Consider the following 16,384-nt stretch of genomic DNA (forward strand, 5'->3'; position numbering starts at 1 on the left):
GCGCGGGTCCTAGGCGAGGTGGCGGCGCAGCACTCCGAGCAGGTCGCCGAGGGCGGCCTCGGCCTCGGCGGCCGGGAAGCGCTCGCTGTCCCAGGCCAGGTGCACCGTCAGGTCCTCGCCGTGGGAGGCGGAGACGGCCAGCGGCGCGGCGAGCGGGCGGCCGGAGAGGTGGATCTCCCGGCCGGGTACGCCGCCGAGCACCAGGGGCGGGCGGCGCTGGAGGTCCTCGAAGGTGAGCATCGCGTCCAGCGCGCCCGACCAGGGGGATCCGGCGGCCCGGGCGGCCCGGACCACCTCGTCGAAGGGGGTGCCGGCGTGGTCGAGGTCGTCCCACCAGTCGTCGCAGAGCGCTTCCAGGTCGGCGGCCGGACGCGGCGGGACGGCGTGCACCAGGGTGTTGAGGAAGCAGCCGAGCACGGCGGACGAGCCGGGCGGGCGGCCGCCCCACGGGTAGCCGAGGGCGAGCGGGCCCTCCGTACGGTGCAGCCGCCTGGCGGCGGCGCCGACGGCCTCCAGCAGGGCGGGGAACAGGGCGCTGCGGGCGCCGCCCTCGACGGCGGGCAGCCGCTCGGTGAGCAGGCCGGCGGCCGTCGCGGCGCCGCCGCCCGCCCCGGTCAGGCCGCCGAGCCGGCGCCCCCAGTGGGCGCGCGCGGCGGGCCCGGCGGCGGCCTCCTCGGCGGCCAGCTGGAGTTCCACGGCCTCCCGGAAGGCGGCGACGGCCTGCGGGCCGGGGCCGGCCGCGGGCGGCTCGTCCCGCCGGTAGGCCTCGGTGAGCTCGCCGACGAGCGCCCCGATCGACTGCTCGTCGCAGGCCGCGTGGTCCAGCGCGAGGGAGAGCAACTCCTCGCCCCCGTCGGGTTCCCGGGCCACCAGCAGGCGCAGCGCGGGCCCGTCCAGGGGCCAGTCCAGCAGCGCTTCGCGCAGCGCGCCCTCGGCGCTGCCGCCGGGTGCCACGGCGATCCGGGCGACCTCGACCGAGGGGCCGCCGGTGCGCAGCACGGGTGTGCCGCGGACGGTCACGAAGGCGCCGCAGAGCGCCGGGTGGCCGGCCGCGACGGCGGCGCCGGCCCGGCCCAGCCGGTCGAGGTCGAGGGTGCCCCCGGGGAAGGCGAAGAACAGCGGGGCGAGGTCGGAGCGGGTCTGCGGCGCGAGTCGGCGGGTGATCAGGAACCGTCGCTGGGCGCCGGTCAGCGGGAGCAGCTCCACCGGGGATTCGGCGGCGGCGGCGCGGTACCGGGCGAGGTAGGCGGCGGTGATGCTGGCGTGCACGGAACGGTCTCCGGTTTCCGGTCTCGGCTCGGGTCAGGGGGTCAGGGGGTGGTGGGGCTCGCGACGGGGTGCTCGGCGGGGCTCTTCGCGGCGTGCTCGGCGGCCCCGGTATTCTCGGCGGCCTGGGTGTTCTCGGCGGCCTGGGTGGTGTCCCGGGCGGTCTGGGCGGCCTGCTGCACGCCCGGGGCGGCGCCCTGGCCCTCCGCCGCGTCCACGGCCGGGGCCTCCTGCGGTGCCCCGGGCAGATCGCGCATCCCCCGCAGCGGCGAGAGCAGCAGCGGCACCGGCACCAGCAGGAAGCCCGCCGCGCACAGCCACAGGGCGGCCCGCGGGCCGGCCCAGTCGGCGACGAGTCCGCCGCCGAGCGCGCCGATCGGCATGGTGCCCCACACCAGGAAGCGCATGGTGGCGTTCATCCGGCCGAGCAGCTCGGGCGGGCAGACGCTCTGCCGGAAGCTCACCTGGGCGACGTTGTAGGCCACCGCGCCGAACAGCACCACGCCCGAGGCGAGGCCGAACAGCAGGGCGCCCGCGGCGCCGCCGGACAGCGGCCACAGCAGCGCGAAGGGTGCGGTCACCACGGTGGCCAGCCAGATCAGCCGGGCCTGCCCGACCCAGCGGGACAGCTGCCCCGCGCAGAGCGCGCCCGCCAGCCCGCCGACGGCGGAGGCCGACAGCAGGGCGCCGATGGCCCCGGGCGACAGGTCGAGCACCCGGACCCAGAACACCGTCTGGACGGCCATCAGCACGGCGGCGAACAGATTGGACGTGGCGGTGGCGGTGGCGATGGCCCGCAGCAGCGGGTGGCCGAGCACGAAGCGCACGCCCTCGGCCACCTCGGCGCGCAGCGAGCGTCCGGGAGCCGGTTCCGGCCGCGGCTCCTCCACCCGGATCCGGGTGAGCAGCAGGGCCGAGGCGAGGTAGCCGCAGGCGTCGGCCACGATGGCGACCGGCGCGCCGAGCAGCTGGACCAGCCCGCCGCCCAGCCCCGGCCCGGCGATCTGGGCCGAGGAGCGCACCGTCTCCAGCGCACCGTTGCCGGCCACCAGCTGGTCGCGCGGCAGGACGGCGGGCAGGAAGGACTGGTGGGCCACGTCGAAGAAGACCGTGGCCACCCCGGTGACCAGCGCGACCAGGTAGAGCTGGGGCATGGTCAGCACCCCGAGCGCCGCCGCCGGCGGGATCGACCCCACCGCGAGGCAGCGCACCACGTCGGCGCGGATCAGCACCGGGAGCTTGCGCATCCGGTCCAGCCAGGCGCCGGCCGGCAGGCCGACCAGCAGGAACGCGGCGGTCTCGGCGGCGGTGAGCAGACCGACCTCGAACGGGGTGGCGTCGAGCACCACCACCGCCACCAGGGGCAGGGCGACCAGGGTGACCTGACTGCCCGTCTGGGCCGCCGCGGCTCCGGTGAGCAGGAGCGGGAAGTCGCGGTGGCCGAACAGACGGGCCCGGCGGGGGTGAGGCTTCTCGTTCATCGATGCGACTCTCGGTCACACATTCGACACCGGGCAAGCACCAGGGCCGTTTCCGGACGAAGCGTGGGTCGGCCGGATCCCGCCACTGCCGCGACCGCCCCTTGCGCCTCCCTTACGCGCCCCCGTGCTCCGGCTACCATCCGGCCCGCGACCGTCACCGCCCGTGGGGCAAGGCATCCCGGTCCGTCGGCGCGTCCGGGTGGTCATGGGAGCAAGGAGTCCATTTCATCGTCCGCTATCCGGACACCCGCTTTCCGGCCATCGGAGTTCGGCGCTCAATTTGGCCGGAATCCATGGAGCAGGCACCTTCCGTAACCTCACCGTGATACCGGCGTGACCGTCCAGAGCCGTAACCGGCCGCCCCGGAGCACGCCACCCATCGGTTTCAGCCGCCCGCGGCCCCTGTCCGGACCGCTCGTCCCGCCGCTGCTCCGGCCCCGGCCGCGTCCCCGCGCCGGGTCACCGCGAGCACGGCCATGTCGTCGTCGCGCGGCCCGCCCGTCCACCGGGCCACGTCGGCCACCAACGCGTCCACCGCCTGCCGCGCCCCGGCGAACGGCCCGAGCGGGGCCAGCCCGAGCACCGGGTCGTAGAACTCCCCCGCCGCGTCCCGCGCCTCGGTCACGCCGTCCGTCACCAGCAGCAGCGTGCACCCCGGCGGGAAGGCCCGGGTCTCCACCTCCGGACGGGCCACCCCCAGCACGCCCATCCCCAGCGGCAGCCCCGGATCGGCCGCGTCCCACCGGCTCACCGTCGGCCCGCCGTCGCCCAGCAGGTACGGCCCCGGGTGGCCGCAGTCCAGGGTCCGCGCGACGGCCTCCCCCGGCGGGAACTCCACCAGCAGCGCCGTGATGAACCCCTCCAGCCGCAGTTCCTCGCCCAGTGCGACGCTCTCCCGGACCAGCGTGCGCTCCAGCGCGTCCGCGAGTGCGGCGAGGTCCGGCTCCCGGTGCGCGTCCTCCCGGAACGCCCCGAGCAGCACCGACACCGCCCCCACCGCGTGCAGCCCCTTGCCCCGCACGTCCGCGATCAGCACCCGCACGCCGTACGGAGTGGCCTGCAGCGCGTACGCGTCCCCGCCGATCAGCGCCTCGTCCTGGGCCGCCCGGTAGCAGGCCGCGACTTCCAGCCCCGCCACCCGCCCCGGCGGCTCCGGCAGCACCGCCCGCTGCGCCGCCTCCGCCACCGACCGCACCCGCGCCAGCCTGCGACCGTGCCGGGCCACCACCCGGTTCACCCCGACCCCGAGCAGGGCGGCGAAGGCGGTGTTGACCAGTTCCAGGTAGCCGTCCTGGGTCCCGATCGACCCGTCCCGCAGGGACAGCACCAGGATCCCGGCCACGTTCGCGACCCCGACGGCGACCGTGTCGCGCAGCGCCAGCAGCGCCCCGGACAGCACGGCGGCCGCCGCGAGCAGCGGATCGCCCCAGTAGTCGGACGGATCCAGCGAGTTCCACACCAGCCCGCCGACGATCAGCAACCACGGCGCGACCCGCACGTACGGCGGCCACTGCACGGATTTCTCGGCCATCGGTTACCTGGCTTCCGTCTCACTGCACCCAGCAGGGAGGTCCTTCCGATCGTAGGCACGGGCGGCGGCGGGGCGCAGGACGGTGGGCGGGACTGCCGCCTCCCCGCTTCCCCTCCCCGCTTCCCCTCCCCGGCGCGACGGACCGGTGGGGCCCGGAGGGCCCGCGTCAGCGCGTGAAGCGCTCCGCCCCGGCTCCGGACAGCAGCCCCGCCGGCACCCGCCGTCCGTACGTCACCAGCAGCAGGTGCTCGGCCCGCCCCTCCACCGGCAGCGGCCCCTGCCCGTACGACCAGTCCAGATCCGTGGCCCGCAGCCGGACGTCCTCCAACCGCGCGCCGAAGAAGCGCAGACTGCGGGCCGAGACCGAGCCCAGCAGGGCGGCGGTCCGGGGCAGCGGGAGGCGCGCGGGCAGGCCGAGGGCGACGGTGACGTCGAGGCCGTGGACGGCGTCGTGGGCGAGGGCGGCGATCCGGCCGCCGACGGGTGGCCGCCAGGGGTACTCGGCGTGCTCGGCCAGGGCGGCGGCGAGTCGGGCTCCGGTGAGGGCGGCGGCGTCGCGGCGTGCCATCCGGTCGGCCATCCGGTGGACGTTGCCGCCGGAGCGGACGAGCTCCCCAAGCGTCCGGACCGTGGAGTGCCGGAAGCCGGTGCCCATGTGCGCGACCACCTCACGGACCCGCCATCCCTCGCACAGCGAGGGCGAGTTCCACTGCTCCGCGGTGAGGCCGGCGAACACCTCGGCGAGCTCCCGTCGTTCCGCCGCGATCTGCTCGCGGATCCACCCGATGCCATGCTCCTGCTGCGCGCTGTTCATGCCCACCAGCCTGCGGCCGGGTGCTGCCGCCCGTCCAAGACCGGGTGGTTCTGGCACCTATGATCAACAGTTATGGAACTCCGGCAGCTCCAGTACTTCGTCACCGTCGCCCAGCACGGCAGCTTCACCCGGGCTGCTGAGCTGCTGCACCTGAGCCAGCCCGGAGTGAGCACCCAGATCCGTCGGCTGGAGCGGGAGTTGGGCCACCAGCTGCTCGACCGTTCCGGCCGGTCGGTGCGACTGACCACGGTCGGCGAGGCGGTGCTGCCGCACGCGCGGGCCGCGCTCGCCGCGGCGACGGCCGCCCGGCGGACGGCCCAGGAGTTCGACGGCGTGCGGCGCGGGCGCGTGCGGCTCGGCATGGTCGCGGGCGCCGCCCTCACCCCGCCGGCGGCCCTGGGCACCTTCCCCGGGCTGGCCACCACCCTCGCGGCCTTCCGCCAGGAGCACCCCGGCATCGACTTCTCGCTGGCCGAGGACACCACCGCCCGGATGCTCGACTGCCTGCGCGAGGGGCGGCTGGACCTCGCCGTGATAGGCCTGCCGACCGCCGCGAGCGGGAGGGAGGAGGACGACGGCTGGACGGCCCTGTCCGGACTCGGCCTGCACCCGGTGCTGGAGGTCCCGCTGGTCGCGCTCTGCCCGGTCGGCCATCCGCTCGCCGCCGCCGAGGGCCCGCTGCCGGTCGCCGCGCTCGCCGGGCACGCACTCGTGAGCACACCTCTCGGCACCGGTATGCGGACGGCACTGGAACGTGCCCTCGCGGAGGCGGGGGCGGCCCCGACCGTGGCCGTCGAGGCCGCCGCGCCACCGCAGTTGGCGGAACTCGCCGCGCACGGGCTGGGCGTGGCGGTGCTGCCGGACCCGGGGCCCGCCGCCGGACTGCCGGTCAGGCCGCTGACCGGCCCCGTCCCCCGGGTGCGGGTCGCGCTGGCCTGGCCGACCGGGCGGCCGCCGGCACTCCCGACCGCCGCCCTGCTGGCCCATCTGCGCGCCGCCTACCCGGGGCCGTGACAAGCCCCGCTGCCGGGCGGCTGTCCGGCTGCCGCCGCGCCGTCAGCGATGTGCAGCACCGCGGACGCCCCGTCGAAGCTCGCCCGGTCGAAGGAGTACCCGTGCTGCGGTGCCGGGTCCGTACGGGCCCGGCCCTCGCCGGGCGCCGGCGGCTCCACCAGCGCCCAGGCGGCGTCCGCCCCCCGCCCCAGCAGCGCCTCGTACGTCCCCGCCGCCGGATCGGCCAGCCCCATCACCTCGCTGCGCCCGAGGCTGCCGGCGACGAACACGTACCGCTCCCCCCGCAGCGCACCGACGATACGGCCCGCGCCGTTCCAGCGGCAGTCCAGTTCACCGCCGGCCCAGGCGCTCCGGGCCTGCTGGAGGTGCAGGTTGTGGGAGAACACCAGGGTCGGCCCGCGGCCGGCCTCGACCTCCCGGATGTCCAGCAGGTTCTGCGCCATCAGCGCGTCCCGCAGCCCGAGCAGGCCGGACACCCGGTCGCTCGGCCCGAGGCCCTGGACCGCCGCCTGCGCGTGGTAGCGCAGCAGTCCCAGCCCGGCCTGCAGCTGGGTACGGGCCCGGAGCCACTCGGCGCGCGAGGTCACTTCGATCAACTCCGGTGCCCGGAGGTGGAGTCGGGTCAGCAGGTCGTCGGCGATCCGGCGCAGTCGGACGGCCTCCGGGGTCTCGCCGGGAGAGCTCGCCGCGTCCAGCACCGCCTGCTCCCGGCTCCAGCGCTCGTCCTCACCGGCCAACTCGGCGATGTCGAACCCGAGGTCGGCGCCGGGAACAGTGCAGGGGGCGGTGCCACGGCCGAGGTCGGTGCCGGGATCGAGCCGGAGGTAGTCACGGGCGTGTTCGAGGTAGCCGCGAGGGCTGGGGGCCGTGGTGTTCTCGGTCGGGATGTCGAAGCCGTGGAAGACCAGCCGGTCGTCCGGCTCCCGGTCGCGGTTGAAGTCCCGCATCCAGGCGATGAGTTCTCGGTTGCCCGGCTGAGCACCGAAGCCATGGGTGAAGCCCTCGTCGAGTACCGCGTCGAGGCTGCCCACGCCGTGCCGGACGTAGTCGTCCACGGCGAACGCGGCCACCCGGTCGGTCTCCAGCGCGATCGAGCGGAAGCCCCGCTCCACCAGTTGGGCGAACAGCCGGTTGCGGACCCGACCGAAGGCCGGCTCCTGGTGCGTCGGCTCACCGAGCGCCAGCAGTTCGCAGGAGGGGATGAGGAAATCTCGAATGTCCTGACTCATGGACCTCAAGCGTATCCTTGAAGGATCGGTTGAGACTTTCGCCTTTGATCCCCGGTGATTGCCGACAAAACCCTAAAACAGGAGGACACGCCGCCGTGCGCCCCGCCGACCTCGCCCGCGAGCACGGCATCTCCACCCAGGCCGTGCGCAACTACGAGCGCGACGGCTTCCTCCCGCCCGCCGAGCGCACTTCCAGCGGCTACCGGATCTACACCCCGCTGCACGCCGCCGCCCTGCGGGCCTTCCTCGCCCTCGTGCCCGCGTACGGGCACGCGATCGCGGGCCTGATCATGACCGCCCTGCACGCAGACCGCCCGGACGAGGCGCTGACCGCCATCGACCAGGGCCACGCCCAGCTGCTGCGCGACCGGGAGACGCTCACCGCCGTCCGCCGGGCCGTCGACCACCTCTCCGCCGAGCGGGCCGAACCCGTCGACAACCGTGGCGCGCGCCCCGGCCCGTTCTGCGGCCCGCACCAGGACCGGCTGCCCCACAACCGGCTCCCAGGCCGGCTCCGAGGCCGGCTACAGGAACCGCCCCAAGTCCCGCTCAGCATCGGCGAACTCGCCCACCGCCTCGGCCTCACCCCCGCCACCCTGCGCACCTGGGAGAGCGCCGGCATCCTGACCCCGTCCCGCGACCGCGCCACCGGCCACCGCTTCTACGACCCCGACGACACCCGCGATGCCGAACTCGCCCACCTGCTCCGCCGCGGCGGCTACCCGCTGCCGCACATCGCCACCGTGGTCCAGCAGATCCGCACGGCGGGCGGCACGGCCGGCCTAGCCGAGGCCCTCGACGGCTGGCAGCACCGCCTCACCGCCCGCGGCCGGGCGATGCTCACCGCCGCCGCGCGCCTCGACGCCTATCTGTCGCTGTCCGCCGAACCGTCCGGCGGCGTGGTGCCCGGGACGCGACGCCGGTCCTGACGGATGCGGTCACGGACGGTCAGGATACCGGCCCACCCGCCCGGTATCCCCGACACCCCCTCAGCCGGTCGTGACCCGGAGGTTGGCCAGCAGCTCCGACCCGTCCGCCTGTACGGCGAACACCCGTCCGCTGCGGTGCCAGGCGGTGACCACCCCGGCGTGCGCGCGCAGGTGCACCGGCGGATCGGTCACGCCGGGCACGACGGCCGTGAAGGCCGCCCCGGCCTCCGCCCCGACGGTGGTCCGCAGGCCGGTCCCGGACCGCTCGGTGAACGCCCAGTGCGCACCGTCGGCGCTGAGCTTGACCGGCGGGCCGGTGACGGTCTGCTCCGCGTTGCCGCGCACCGTCCAGCGCAGCAGGCTCGTCCCGGGGGCGGGCCCGGGCCCGGCCAGCAGCAACCGCCCGTCCGCGAGCGTCACCCGCTCGCCCGTGCCGCCCGTACGCCGGTCCGCGTCGCCCGTGCCGCCCGTGTCCTCGGCGTCGCCCGCGTCGTCGGTCACGCCGACCGGCGTACGGGCGCGCAGCTCCCAGCCCGGCTGGTCCCAGCGCCACAGTTCGGTCAGCTCGGCGAGGTGGCCCCCACCCCGGGTGTGCACGACGGCCGCGCAGCCGGTGGGCGTGCGGGCGATCCGGCCCAGGATCCGCTGGTCGCCGCCGAGTTCGCGGTGGACGACGGTCGGGCGGGCGGCGCAGGTGTCGAGCACGGCGAGGCCGTCCTGGTCGACGGTGATCAGGTGGCGGCCGTCGTAGGAGGGGACGATCCCGCGCACGCGCAGGGCCGTCCAGCGCTCGACCCTGCGGGTGGCCAGGTCGAGCCGGTGCAGCTCGCGCACCTGCCCGTAGCGGGCGGTCAGCAGGACGGTGCCGCCGTGGTCGGCGACCACCAGCTGGTCGGCGGGCACGTCCCAGCGGGTGCGGGTCCGGCCGTCCGGGCCGAGCAGCCGCACGCCCGCCTGCCCGCAGGCGACCAGCACCGCACCGGAGTCCAGGTACGCCGCGTCCAGGACGGGCAGGGTGCCGGGGCGGTCGGCGGCGGTGACGCTGATCGGGGCGCGGCGGCCGGGCTCGGCGCGCCGGGGCTTGGGCAGGTCGGCGGCGGCCAGTGGGTCCGCCCGCTTCAACAGCCGGGCGTGGAGGGAGTTCCGGGAGCGTCCGTTGGCGTGTCCGGCGGGCCCGCCGCTGCGGACCAGGGCACGTACGGCCGTGGTGGCGAGCTCGCGGTCGACGGCCGGATCGGCGCACCGCAGCTCGGCGAGGGCCGCCACGGCGGCCGCACCCTCGGCGCCCGCCGCCTTGGTGCCCGCCGCCTCGGTGCCCGGTGCCTCGACGGCGAGCAGCGCCCGCACGGGTTCCACGACGTCCTCGCCGAGGGCCAGCAGGTGGACCAGCGCCCGTCCGCGGGCCGCGCCGCCGAGTTCGGCGGCCTCGCGCAGGTCGGGCAGCACGCCCGGGCGCAGGGTCTCGTCCGGCCAGGCGGCCTCGACCGCGCCCAGCCGGTCGCCCGCCCGGCGGAGGTGTTCCACCCAGGCGGTACGCAGCTCGCGAGCGGCCGCCGGGTCGGCCTCGGTCAGCCGTTCGACGGCGGTGGCGAAGGCGCCCCGCCGGTGGGCGATCCGCACCGCGCGGTCCCGGTTCCCGGCCCGCCAGTGGAGCCGGACCACCAGCTCGGCCGCCAGCCGGCGCCCCTCGGCGAGTTCGGCGGCCTGGGCGGTGCGGCCGTGCCGGTCCAGCAGGGCGACGGCCTCGACGGGCGCCTCCAGCAGGTCGGCGAGCACGTACGCGGCCTCGTCGATCCGTCCGTCGTGTTCCAGGGCCTTGGCGGCGTCCCGGTAGAGATCGGTCAGGTGCTGGTGGACGGTCGGCCCGCTCAGCGGCAGCGCCAGCGGCGTGCCGCCGCGCTCCTGCGGGCTGGGCCGCAGGGAGCCCGCGAAGCGGCCGGGCATGCGCAGGGTCAGCAGGCCCTGCCCGGGGCGGCCCTCGGCGCCGCCGGAGAGCCGGATGGCGTCGCGCAGGGCGTCGTCCCAGTCGCGCCGCCGGAAGGAGCGGTCGAGCTTCCGCAGGTAGCGGGCGTGGCGCTGCTGGAACAGCGGACCCGCCGGGCTGCGCAGGGCCAGGCGGACCAGCCACTGGCCGCGCGGGCGCCGGGGCGGGCGCTTCCGGGCGGCACCGGCCGGGGCGGCGCTTCCGCCGGCCCGCGTGGCTCCGGCGGCTCCGGCGGCTCCTGACCGGGCCGTTCCGGCGGTCTTCGCCTTCGCTCCCTGGGCGGCGCGGACGCGCTCGGCAACGGCGGGGATCCTCGGCAGCACGGCCAGGGCGATCCCGCACACACCGATGAGCGCCAGCACGAACCCGCGGATGTCGAAGTCGTCCACCAGCCCGGCGATGCCGCCCAGCAGGCAGAGGAGCGACGGGAGGAAGAGGGACCACCACTCCCGCCGCCCGACGGGCTGCTGCGCCGACCCGGCCCCGGCGCTCGCCGGTCGGGCCCGTCGGGTCTCTCCCGCCTCGGGGACCCTCCGGGCCTCCTTGGCCGTCCCGTTCCGACGGATCCGCACCGGACGGCTCCGAGCCGTCCACGCCGTCCACGCCGTCCGAGCCGTTCGAGCCGTTCGAGCCGTTCGAGCCGTCGCGAGCCGCGCTGTCCGCGATGTGCGCGCAATCCGCGTCCTGGCGTACGGCGCGAACGACAGCCCGACGCTCACGCCGATGATCACCGGCAGGATCACCGGCACCCGGCCGAAGCCCTCCAGGGAGGCCAGCGGGAGGTACAGGGCCAAGAACACCAACGCCCCGATGACCAGGAGCAACCACGCCGGGCGTGCCCTTCCGGCGTCCCGGCGGCGGTGTTCGCCCAGCAGCCGTCCGGCCCGTCGGCTGCGCGTGGGGATCCCGGCCGCGGCCCGCAGGTCCACGACGGGCGGGCGTGGGAGGTCCGTCTCCACCGGCTCGGCCACGACAGGGGTTCCGACCGGCCCCAGCCGGTGGAGGGTGAGCCCGCTCAGGTCCAGCCACTCCGACGGCTCCACCGTTCGCAGGTCTGGCACGACATGACGCTGCGTCAGACCGTTGACCACGACGACGAGTTCACCGGCCTCACCGGCCGCTCGCCCCGAGCCCGCCACCAGCGCCCCGCCGACGGCGCGCAGCGGCTCGCCGGGGGCCCGGTCGGCGCGGGTGCGCACCATCTCGGGAAGGCTCAACAGCCAACGCCCGTCCGGCAGTTCGGACAGCCGCGCACCGTCCTGCCAGTGCGCGAGGGCGCGTCCGGCCGCCTCGGCGGCGCCGATCAGCGGTACGTCGAGCAGGAATCCGGCCGCCTCGACGAGAGGGCTGTTCATCAGTCGGTGCTCCTGATCACGGCGTGCGAGCGTCCGCTGACCGCGTCCGCGATCAGCACGCGACCCGGACGCGGTTCGGCGGCGAGCAGCGGCAGCCGCGGGTGGACGGCGGGGGCGTTCTTCCCGCCGGAGAGTGCGGTGAGCGTCCGGACGCCGTCGGCCCACACGGCCCGCACCAGTCCGGCGGCCGGGGTACAGGTGATCAGTACGGGTTCGCCGCCGTGCTCCACCAGCCCGATCACCTCCGCCTCGCCATCCCCCAGATCGATCCTGCGCCGGCCGCCCCGGGGCGAACTCACCTCCCAGTTCCGCCCGTCGGCGGACCAGCCGACGAACTCGACGCCGTGCACCAGGTGCTTCGCCCCGGCCGCCTCGGCCGGCAGCGCGGTGGCCGAGAGCCTCGGCTCGCTCGACCGCCGGAACGGTCGACCACCCTCGGTGGAGACCACCGGCCCGTCGGTGCTCACCCGGCCACCGGGCTGGATCCTCCGCCACTGCCCGGCGAGCGGCAGCACCAGGTCGTCGCCCTCGCGCAGCAGCGGCAGCACGGGCCGGGCCATCAGCTCGGCGAACTCGGCGGAGCCGAGCGCGGGCAGCCCGACGTCCGCCCCCGCGACCCGGTAGGCCTTCGGGCCGCCCAGCGGGCGGCCGCTCACGTGCAGCATCAGCCGTTCGTCCCTCGCGTACAGCACCAGCAGCCGCCCGCTCTGGCGCCCTGCCGCGACGGCCGGACCGGGCAGTTCGTGACGGCGCGGCCGGGCAGCACCGTCGACCGAGCCCCCGCCCGACACTCCGAGGGCGATCAGCACGGAGGCATCCCGACCGCGGGTGAGCAGGGTGGCGGCTTCGGTGGTGAAGGCGGGCAGCGCCCCCCCGACGGCGGGCAGCGGGGCGTCCAGCTGCGCCGAGTTGCCGAACCCGCCGCCCCGCAGGGCGCGGACGGCGATCGGCGCCGGGGGCAGCGGCAGTTCGACGGCCGGCGCACCGTCCACCCGGACCGTGACCCGCGCGACGCCCGCCGCGCTCCAGCCGGCCTCCTCGCTCGCCACCGTCCGCCGCCGGGAGCGCAGTTGGGCGGCCAGCCGGGGTGAAGTGAGCAGCCAGCAGTGCGCGCCCGGGTCAAGCGCCCGTTCCGCGTACCGGACGTTCTCGGGGGTGGGGTCGGTGTGCCGACGGGCCTTGAGCCAGCGCGGCAGCAGATCGGCGAGATCGCCGCCGATCAGCTGCCCGGGCGGGTCCCCCAGTACCCCGACCAGCAGCTCGCTGCCCCGGGCCGCCGCCCGGCGGTGCAGGACCAGCAGCGCGGCCAGCTGGACCAGCCGCGCCGCCCCCGCCTGCGCGGGACCGGCGTCCACCAGGGCGACCACCTGGCCGCGGCTGCCGCTGTCCCGCAACTCGGTCTCCAGCTCCAGCAGTTCACCCTCGCTCCAGCGGCGCAGGAACTCCTCCGGGAACTCCTCGGCGAGCAGCCACTCGGACGGCAGCAGACGCTCCGGTCGTCGACCGCGGGCGAGACCGCCGTACCCGTCCGGCTCTCCCTCCGCTCCGGTGACGGGCTCATGTTCGCCGATCAGCGCGTCCAGGCGGCGCAGCAACGGGCCGAGCGCGGTGGCGAGTTCGGGGGTGAGCACGGACAGTGTCCCGGCCCAGGGCGCGAGTGCGGCGGTCACCGCAGCGCCCTTCCGTCGGCCGCGGCGCCGCCCGGGGCCGTCGTCATCTCCGTGTCCAGAACCCGTTCCAGCCGCTCGCGCTGCTCCTCGACCCAGCCGTCCGCCGAGTCCACCGGTACGGTCATCGCCGTCCCGGTGCCGCCCCGCACGTCCTCCACGTCCTCGACGTCATCCACGGCCTCCTCGGCCTCTATCGCCTTTACGGCGACCTGCGGCACCGTGAACCGGGGGCCGAACTCCATGCCGGTCTCCGGGTTGCGCCGGAGCGGCTCCAGCGCCGCGGCGCCTGCCTCCCTGCCGTTCATGTCCGGCCGCCCTCCACCGTCGCACCGTCCGCTGCCAGGAACCGGTCGAGGTCCGCCGGACCGCATCCCGGCGCCGGCCGGTCCCCGACGAGGGCGTGACCGGGGACGAGCACGCACAACTGCCCGTCCGCCGCGCCCAGCGCCGCCCGCCACAGCGACGCCCCGGGCCGGGGGCGGGCCGTGGTCGGCACCAGCACCCCGCCGTCGGTGCCCAGGTAGCGGGCTCCGTCGGCCCACGGCAGGTCCCGCGCCTCGCCGAGGACCAGCAAGGCCGGCCCATCGGCGGCCGACCCGTCGGTGGCCGACCCGTCGGTGGCCAGCCCGTCGGTGGCCGACCCGTCCACGGCCACCGCGAGGCGGCACCCGCTCTCCAACCGGGAGCGCGTCGCGGCCACCAGGGCCGGAACGACGCTGCCGAGGGCCAGGACGGCGACCGCCTCCAGCGGTGGTTCACGGCGCTCCCAGCTGAGCGCGACCCCGGTCACGAGGGCGCGACCACCGCGACCAGGCCCGCCCGGACCCCGGCCAGCGGCGCCGGCAGGTCGGTCGGGTCGAAGCCCGCGTCGATCTCCCGCAGTACGGCCTCCAGACGCAGCCGGGAGTCCTGACCGTCCGGCAGGCCGCCGTGCTCGGCGAGCACCGCGGCACCGGTGCGCAGCAGGCGCTCGGCGCGGGCGGCGGTGCTGCGGGAGAGTTCCTCCGCCGTGTGCGCGAGGCTGCGGTTGGCGGCCTGGTCGATCAGGTCGGCGAGGGTCTCGCGAGCGAGCGCTTGGCTGTCGGCGGTGGGGGCGATCAGCGGGAGCACCCACAGGTCGCGGACGGAGGCGGCGGTGCGGCCGTCCAGAACGGCGGCCGCGGCGACGAGGTTCTGGGAACGGACGGCCCGTCGGTCGCTGACCGGGACGCCCGCGGCGCGCAGTCGGCGCAGCGCGGTGGCCAGCAGCGGGGTCACCGCGTCGAGGTCACAGCCGCGGGCGGCGGCGGTCAGCCGGTCGAGGGCACCGAGCAGGTCTCCGGTGGCCGCGGGAGCGGCCTGGCGGCGACCGGACTCCAGGAGTTCCTCCAGGCGGGCGTCGGCGACCGGTTCGACGAAGACCCGGGCGAGGAACCGGTCGGCGAAGGCGGCCAGCGCCGGGTCCTCGGGCAGGTGGTTAGCGGCGCCGACGCAGATCCGCAGCGGGCTGGCGAGTTCGGTGCGACCGCGCCGGAAGACCCGTTCGTTGAGCAGGCCGAGCAGCGTGTTCAGGACGGCGGTCGACCCGAGGAAGATCTCGTCCAGGAAGGCGATCTCGGCCTCGGGCAGCATCCCCGCGGTCTCGAACTCGACCCGGCCCTCACGGAGCCGACGCAGGTCGACCGGCCCGAACAGTTCGTTGGGCTCGGTGAAACGGCCGAGCAGGTACTCGAAGTACCGCCCACCGAGCTGCGCCGCCACCCGCCGGACGGCCTCCGACTTGGCCGTACCGGGCGCCCCGACCACCAGCAGATGCTCACCGGCGACGGCACACAACGTCACCACCTCGGCCACCGTCTCACGGCCGACCATCCCCCGGCCGGCAGCCGCGACGGCGGCAGCGACGCGCTCCGCGTCAGCGGCGAGCTCTGCGTCAGCGGCGCGCTGTGCGGGCTGCCCGGCGGCGGGGCCGGGTATCTGGGCGGCGATGGTCGTCTCGGTCACGAGCACGGGAGTCTACGGCGGCCCCGGCGCCGCCCACCAACGCGTTTCCCCTTCCGGCCCGGGAGCCGTGATGGCATCACTCCAGTGGGCGTGCTGTGCGACCACGTACTGCCGTATGCGGGCCTTGCCTTGGCCCCGCTCAATGCCGGTTCTCGGATGCTCATATCCGCCGCGGCCGGAGAGGGCGACAGCCTGGCCGTCGCGGTGGAGCTGCGCAAGTCCGGTCACCTCATCGCCGAGTTCAACCTGAACCGGCTGAAGTCACCAGTGAGCGACGCCGCAGTAGGGCAGGAGCCCTGCCGACTGCATCTCCGGCCCTGCTGCAGTGAGCCTCTCGGCGACGGCGGTGCTGGACGGCCAGCCCGTCGCCGTCACCGCCTCCACCCAGGAGGTGTGTCGGTCATGGGTTGGTCGACCTTGTCGATGAATGCAAGCATGACCAGGCATGGCGGCCCACTCGACGGAGGAGCCGCCGTCCGCAACGAAATCGGGAGCTGGTTCTCGTTGAAGAAGCCCTACTGGCAGCCGTACTGGTGGCGACTGCTGTTCCGTGCGGACGGTGAGCCCGGATTTACGGTGATGGGCCCCGACCCCGTCAGCCAGGTTCCGAACGATGCACTGAAGCACGCGTCCCTCGAAGTGTGGGCCAACGCCCTGCTGGCGGAATCGCCCGACGAGCTCGACGACCTCCGGGGCGATCTGCTTCTTGAGTGCTACACAGAGCCCGCTCCCGCAGAAGGCACCCCGCCGGTGTATTCACGCCAGGTACGGCTGCCGGGATACGGCCTGCCCCCGTACCCCAAGAGGCCACACCCCTGAACACCACCGCCGAGTCCGCCCTCAGGACGGACCGGGGATCCCCATCCCGCTCAGCGACCAGGTCGGGATCACCGAACTCGTCACAGAGCGTCGCAACTCCCTCCGTGATCACCGGGACCTGTGCCCTCCTTGTTGCCAGGGCTCCCGATGCCGCCTGTCTGCGCGCGCTCTGAGCCACCGGAGCCGGCCGGGAGGTACTGCGGCCGGCGTTCGAGCGGCACGGATTGGTACACCAGTCGCAGCTCGCTCTGCGCCTTGGGCTTGGGTCTGTCTGCCGCTGGTGAGAAAACTCAGGTGGCCACGGCGCGC

Annotated in this window: 13 protein-coding genes; 3 read left to right on the forward strand and 10 right to left on the reverse strand. The window is 75.8% G+C overall.

The genetic code is table 11. The features are described 5' to 3' along the window. Window positions 1-9: 9 nt before the first annotated feature. The 4 genes from ACZ6Z8_RS23000 to ACZ6Z8_RS23015 all read right to left on the reverse strand — a co-directional run bounded on the left by ACZ6Z8_RS23000 (window position 10) and on the right by ACZ6Z8_RS23015 (window position 5,092). Window positions 10-1,269 (reverse strand): non-ribosomal peptide synthetase, encoded by a 1,260-nt coding sequence (locus ACZ6Z8_RS23000; RefSeq protein WP_465611934.1) that lies wholly within the window; start codon window positions 1,267-1,269, stop codon window positions 10-12. 41 nt (window positions 1,270-1,310) lie between these two features. Next, a complete protein-coding gene (locus ACZ6Z8_RS23005) occupies window positions 1,311-2,747 on the reverse strand; it encodes an MFS transporter (protein ID WP_465611935.1) in 1,437 nt (478 codons plus the stop codon). Window positions 2,748-3,132: 385 nt separating this feature from the next. After that, window positions 3,133-4,278, reverse strand: a complete 1,146-nt coding sequence (locus ACZ6Z8_RS23010) for a PP2C family protein-serine/threonine phosphatase (protein ID WP_465611936.1) — start codon at window positions 4,276-4,278, stop codon at window positions 3,133-3,135. A 166-nt stretch (window positions 4,279-4,444) separates the two neighbouring features. After that, on the reverse strand, window positions 4,445-5,092 hold the full coding sequence (locus ACZ6Z8_RS23015; RefSeq protein ID WP_465611937.1) for a maleylpyruvate isomerase family mycothiol-dependent enzyme: 648 nt from the start codon (window positions 5,090-5,092) through the stop codon (window positions 4,445-4,447). Window positions 5,093-5,164: 72 nt separating this feature from the next. On the opposite strand from ACZ6Z8_RS23015, the gene ACZ6Z8_RS23020 reads away from it, so the two are divergent. Beyond that, window positions 5,165-6,106, forward strand: a complete 942-nt coding sequence (locus ACZ6Z8_RS23020) for a LysR family transcriptional regulator (protein ID WP_465611938.1) — start codon at window positions 5,165-5,167, stop codon at window positions 6,104-6,106. Here ACZ6Z8_RS23020 and ACZ6Z8_RS23025 read toward each other — a convergent pair. Next, a complete protein-coding gene (locus ACZ6Z8_RS23025) occupies window positions 6,091-7,335 on the reverse strand; it encodes an erythromycin esterase family protein (RefSeq protein ID WP_465611939.1) in 1,245 nt (414 codons plus the stop codon). The two genes, ACZ6Z8_RS23020 and ACZ6Z8_RS23025, sit on opposite strands and share 16 nt — an antisense overlap. A gap of 95 nt (window positions 7,336-7,430) precedes the next feature. On the opposite strand from ACZ6Z8_RS23025, the gene ACZ6Z8_RS23030 reads away from it, so the two are divergent. Continuing rightward, complete coding sequence (locus tag ACZ6Z8_RS23030; protein WP_465611940.1) at window positions 7,431-8,264, forward strand: TioE family transcriptional regulator; 834 nt, start codon at window positions 7,431-7,433, stop codon at window positions 8,262-8,264. A 60-nt stretch (window positions 8,265-8,324) separates the two neighbouring features. On the opposite strand, the gene ACZ6Z8_RS23035 is transcribed toward ACZ6Z8_RS23030, so the two are convergent. The 5 genes from ACZ6Z8_RS23035 to ACZ6Z8_RS23055 are packed head-to-tail and all read right to left on the reverse strand — an operon-like array spanning window position 8,325 to window position 15,256. Then, on the reverse strand, window positions 8,325-11,603 hold the full coding sequence (locus ACZ6Z8_RS23035; protein ID WP_465611941.1) for a bpX6 domain-containing protein: 3,279 nt from the start codon (window positions 11,601-11,603) through the stop codon (window positions 8,325-8,327). After that, window positions 11,603-13,273 (reverse strand): hypothetical protein, encoded by a 1,671-nt coding sequence (locus tag ACZ6Z8_RS23040; RefSeq protein ID WP_465611942.1) that lies wholly within the window; start codon window positions 13,271-13,273, stop codon window positions 11,603-11,605. Before ACZ6Z8_RS23040 ends, ACZ6Z8_RS23035 begins: the two co-directional genes overlap by 1 nt. Further along, entirely contained in the window at window positions 13,270-13,578 is a 309-nt protein-coding gene (locus ACZ6Z8_RS23045; RefSeq protein WP_465611943.1) for a DUF5959 family protein, read from the reverse strand. The genes ACZ6Z8_RS23040 and ACZ6Z8_RS23045 overlap by 4 nt, the downstream gene beginning before the upstream one ends. Continuing rightward, complete coding sequence (locus ACZ6Z8_RS23050; protein ID WP_465611944.1) at window positions 13,575-14,063, reverse strand: hypothetical protein; 489 nt, start codon at window positions 14,061-14,063, stop codon at window positions 13,575-13,577. The genes ACZ6Z8_RS23045 and ACZ6Z8_RS23050 overlap by 4 nt, the downstream gene beginning before the upstream one ends. Further along, the gene (locus tag ACZ6Z8_RS23055; protein ID WP_465611945.1) at window positions 14,060-15,256 is read right to left on the reverse strand and encodes an AAA family ATPase; all 1,197 of its coding nucleotides are present in this window, start codon (window positions 15,254-15,256) and stop codon (window positions 14,060-14,062) included. The genes ACZ6Z8_RS23050 and ACZ6Z8_RS23055 overlap by 4 nt, the downstream gene beginning before the upstream one ends. An 84-nt stretch (window positions 15,257-15,340) precedes the next feature. Between ACZ6Z8_RS23055 and ACZ6Z8_RS23060 the strand changes: the two genes are divergently transcribed. Then, window positions 15,341-16,075 carry a hypothetical protein gene (locus tag ACZ6Z8_RS23060; protein ID WP_465611946.1) on the forward strand — a complete coding sequence of 245 codons (735 nt, stop codon included), beginning with the start codon at window positions 15,341-15,343 and terminating at the stop codon, window positions 16,073-16,075. Window positions 16,076-16,384 lie beyond the last annotated feature (309 nt).

It is taken from the genome of Kitasatospora sp. NPDC101108 (assembly GCF_055584725.1).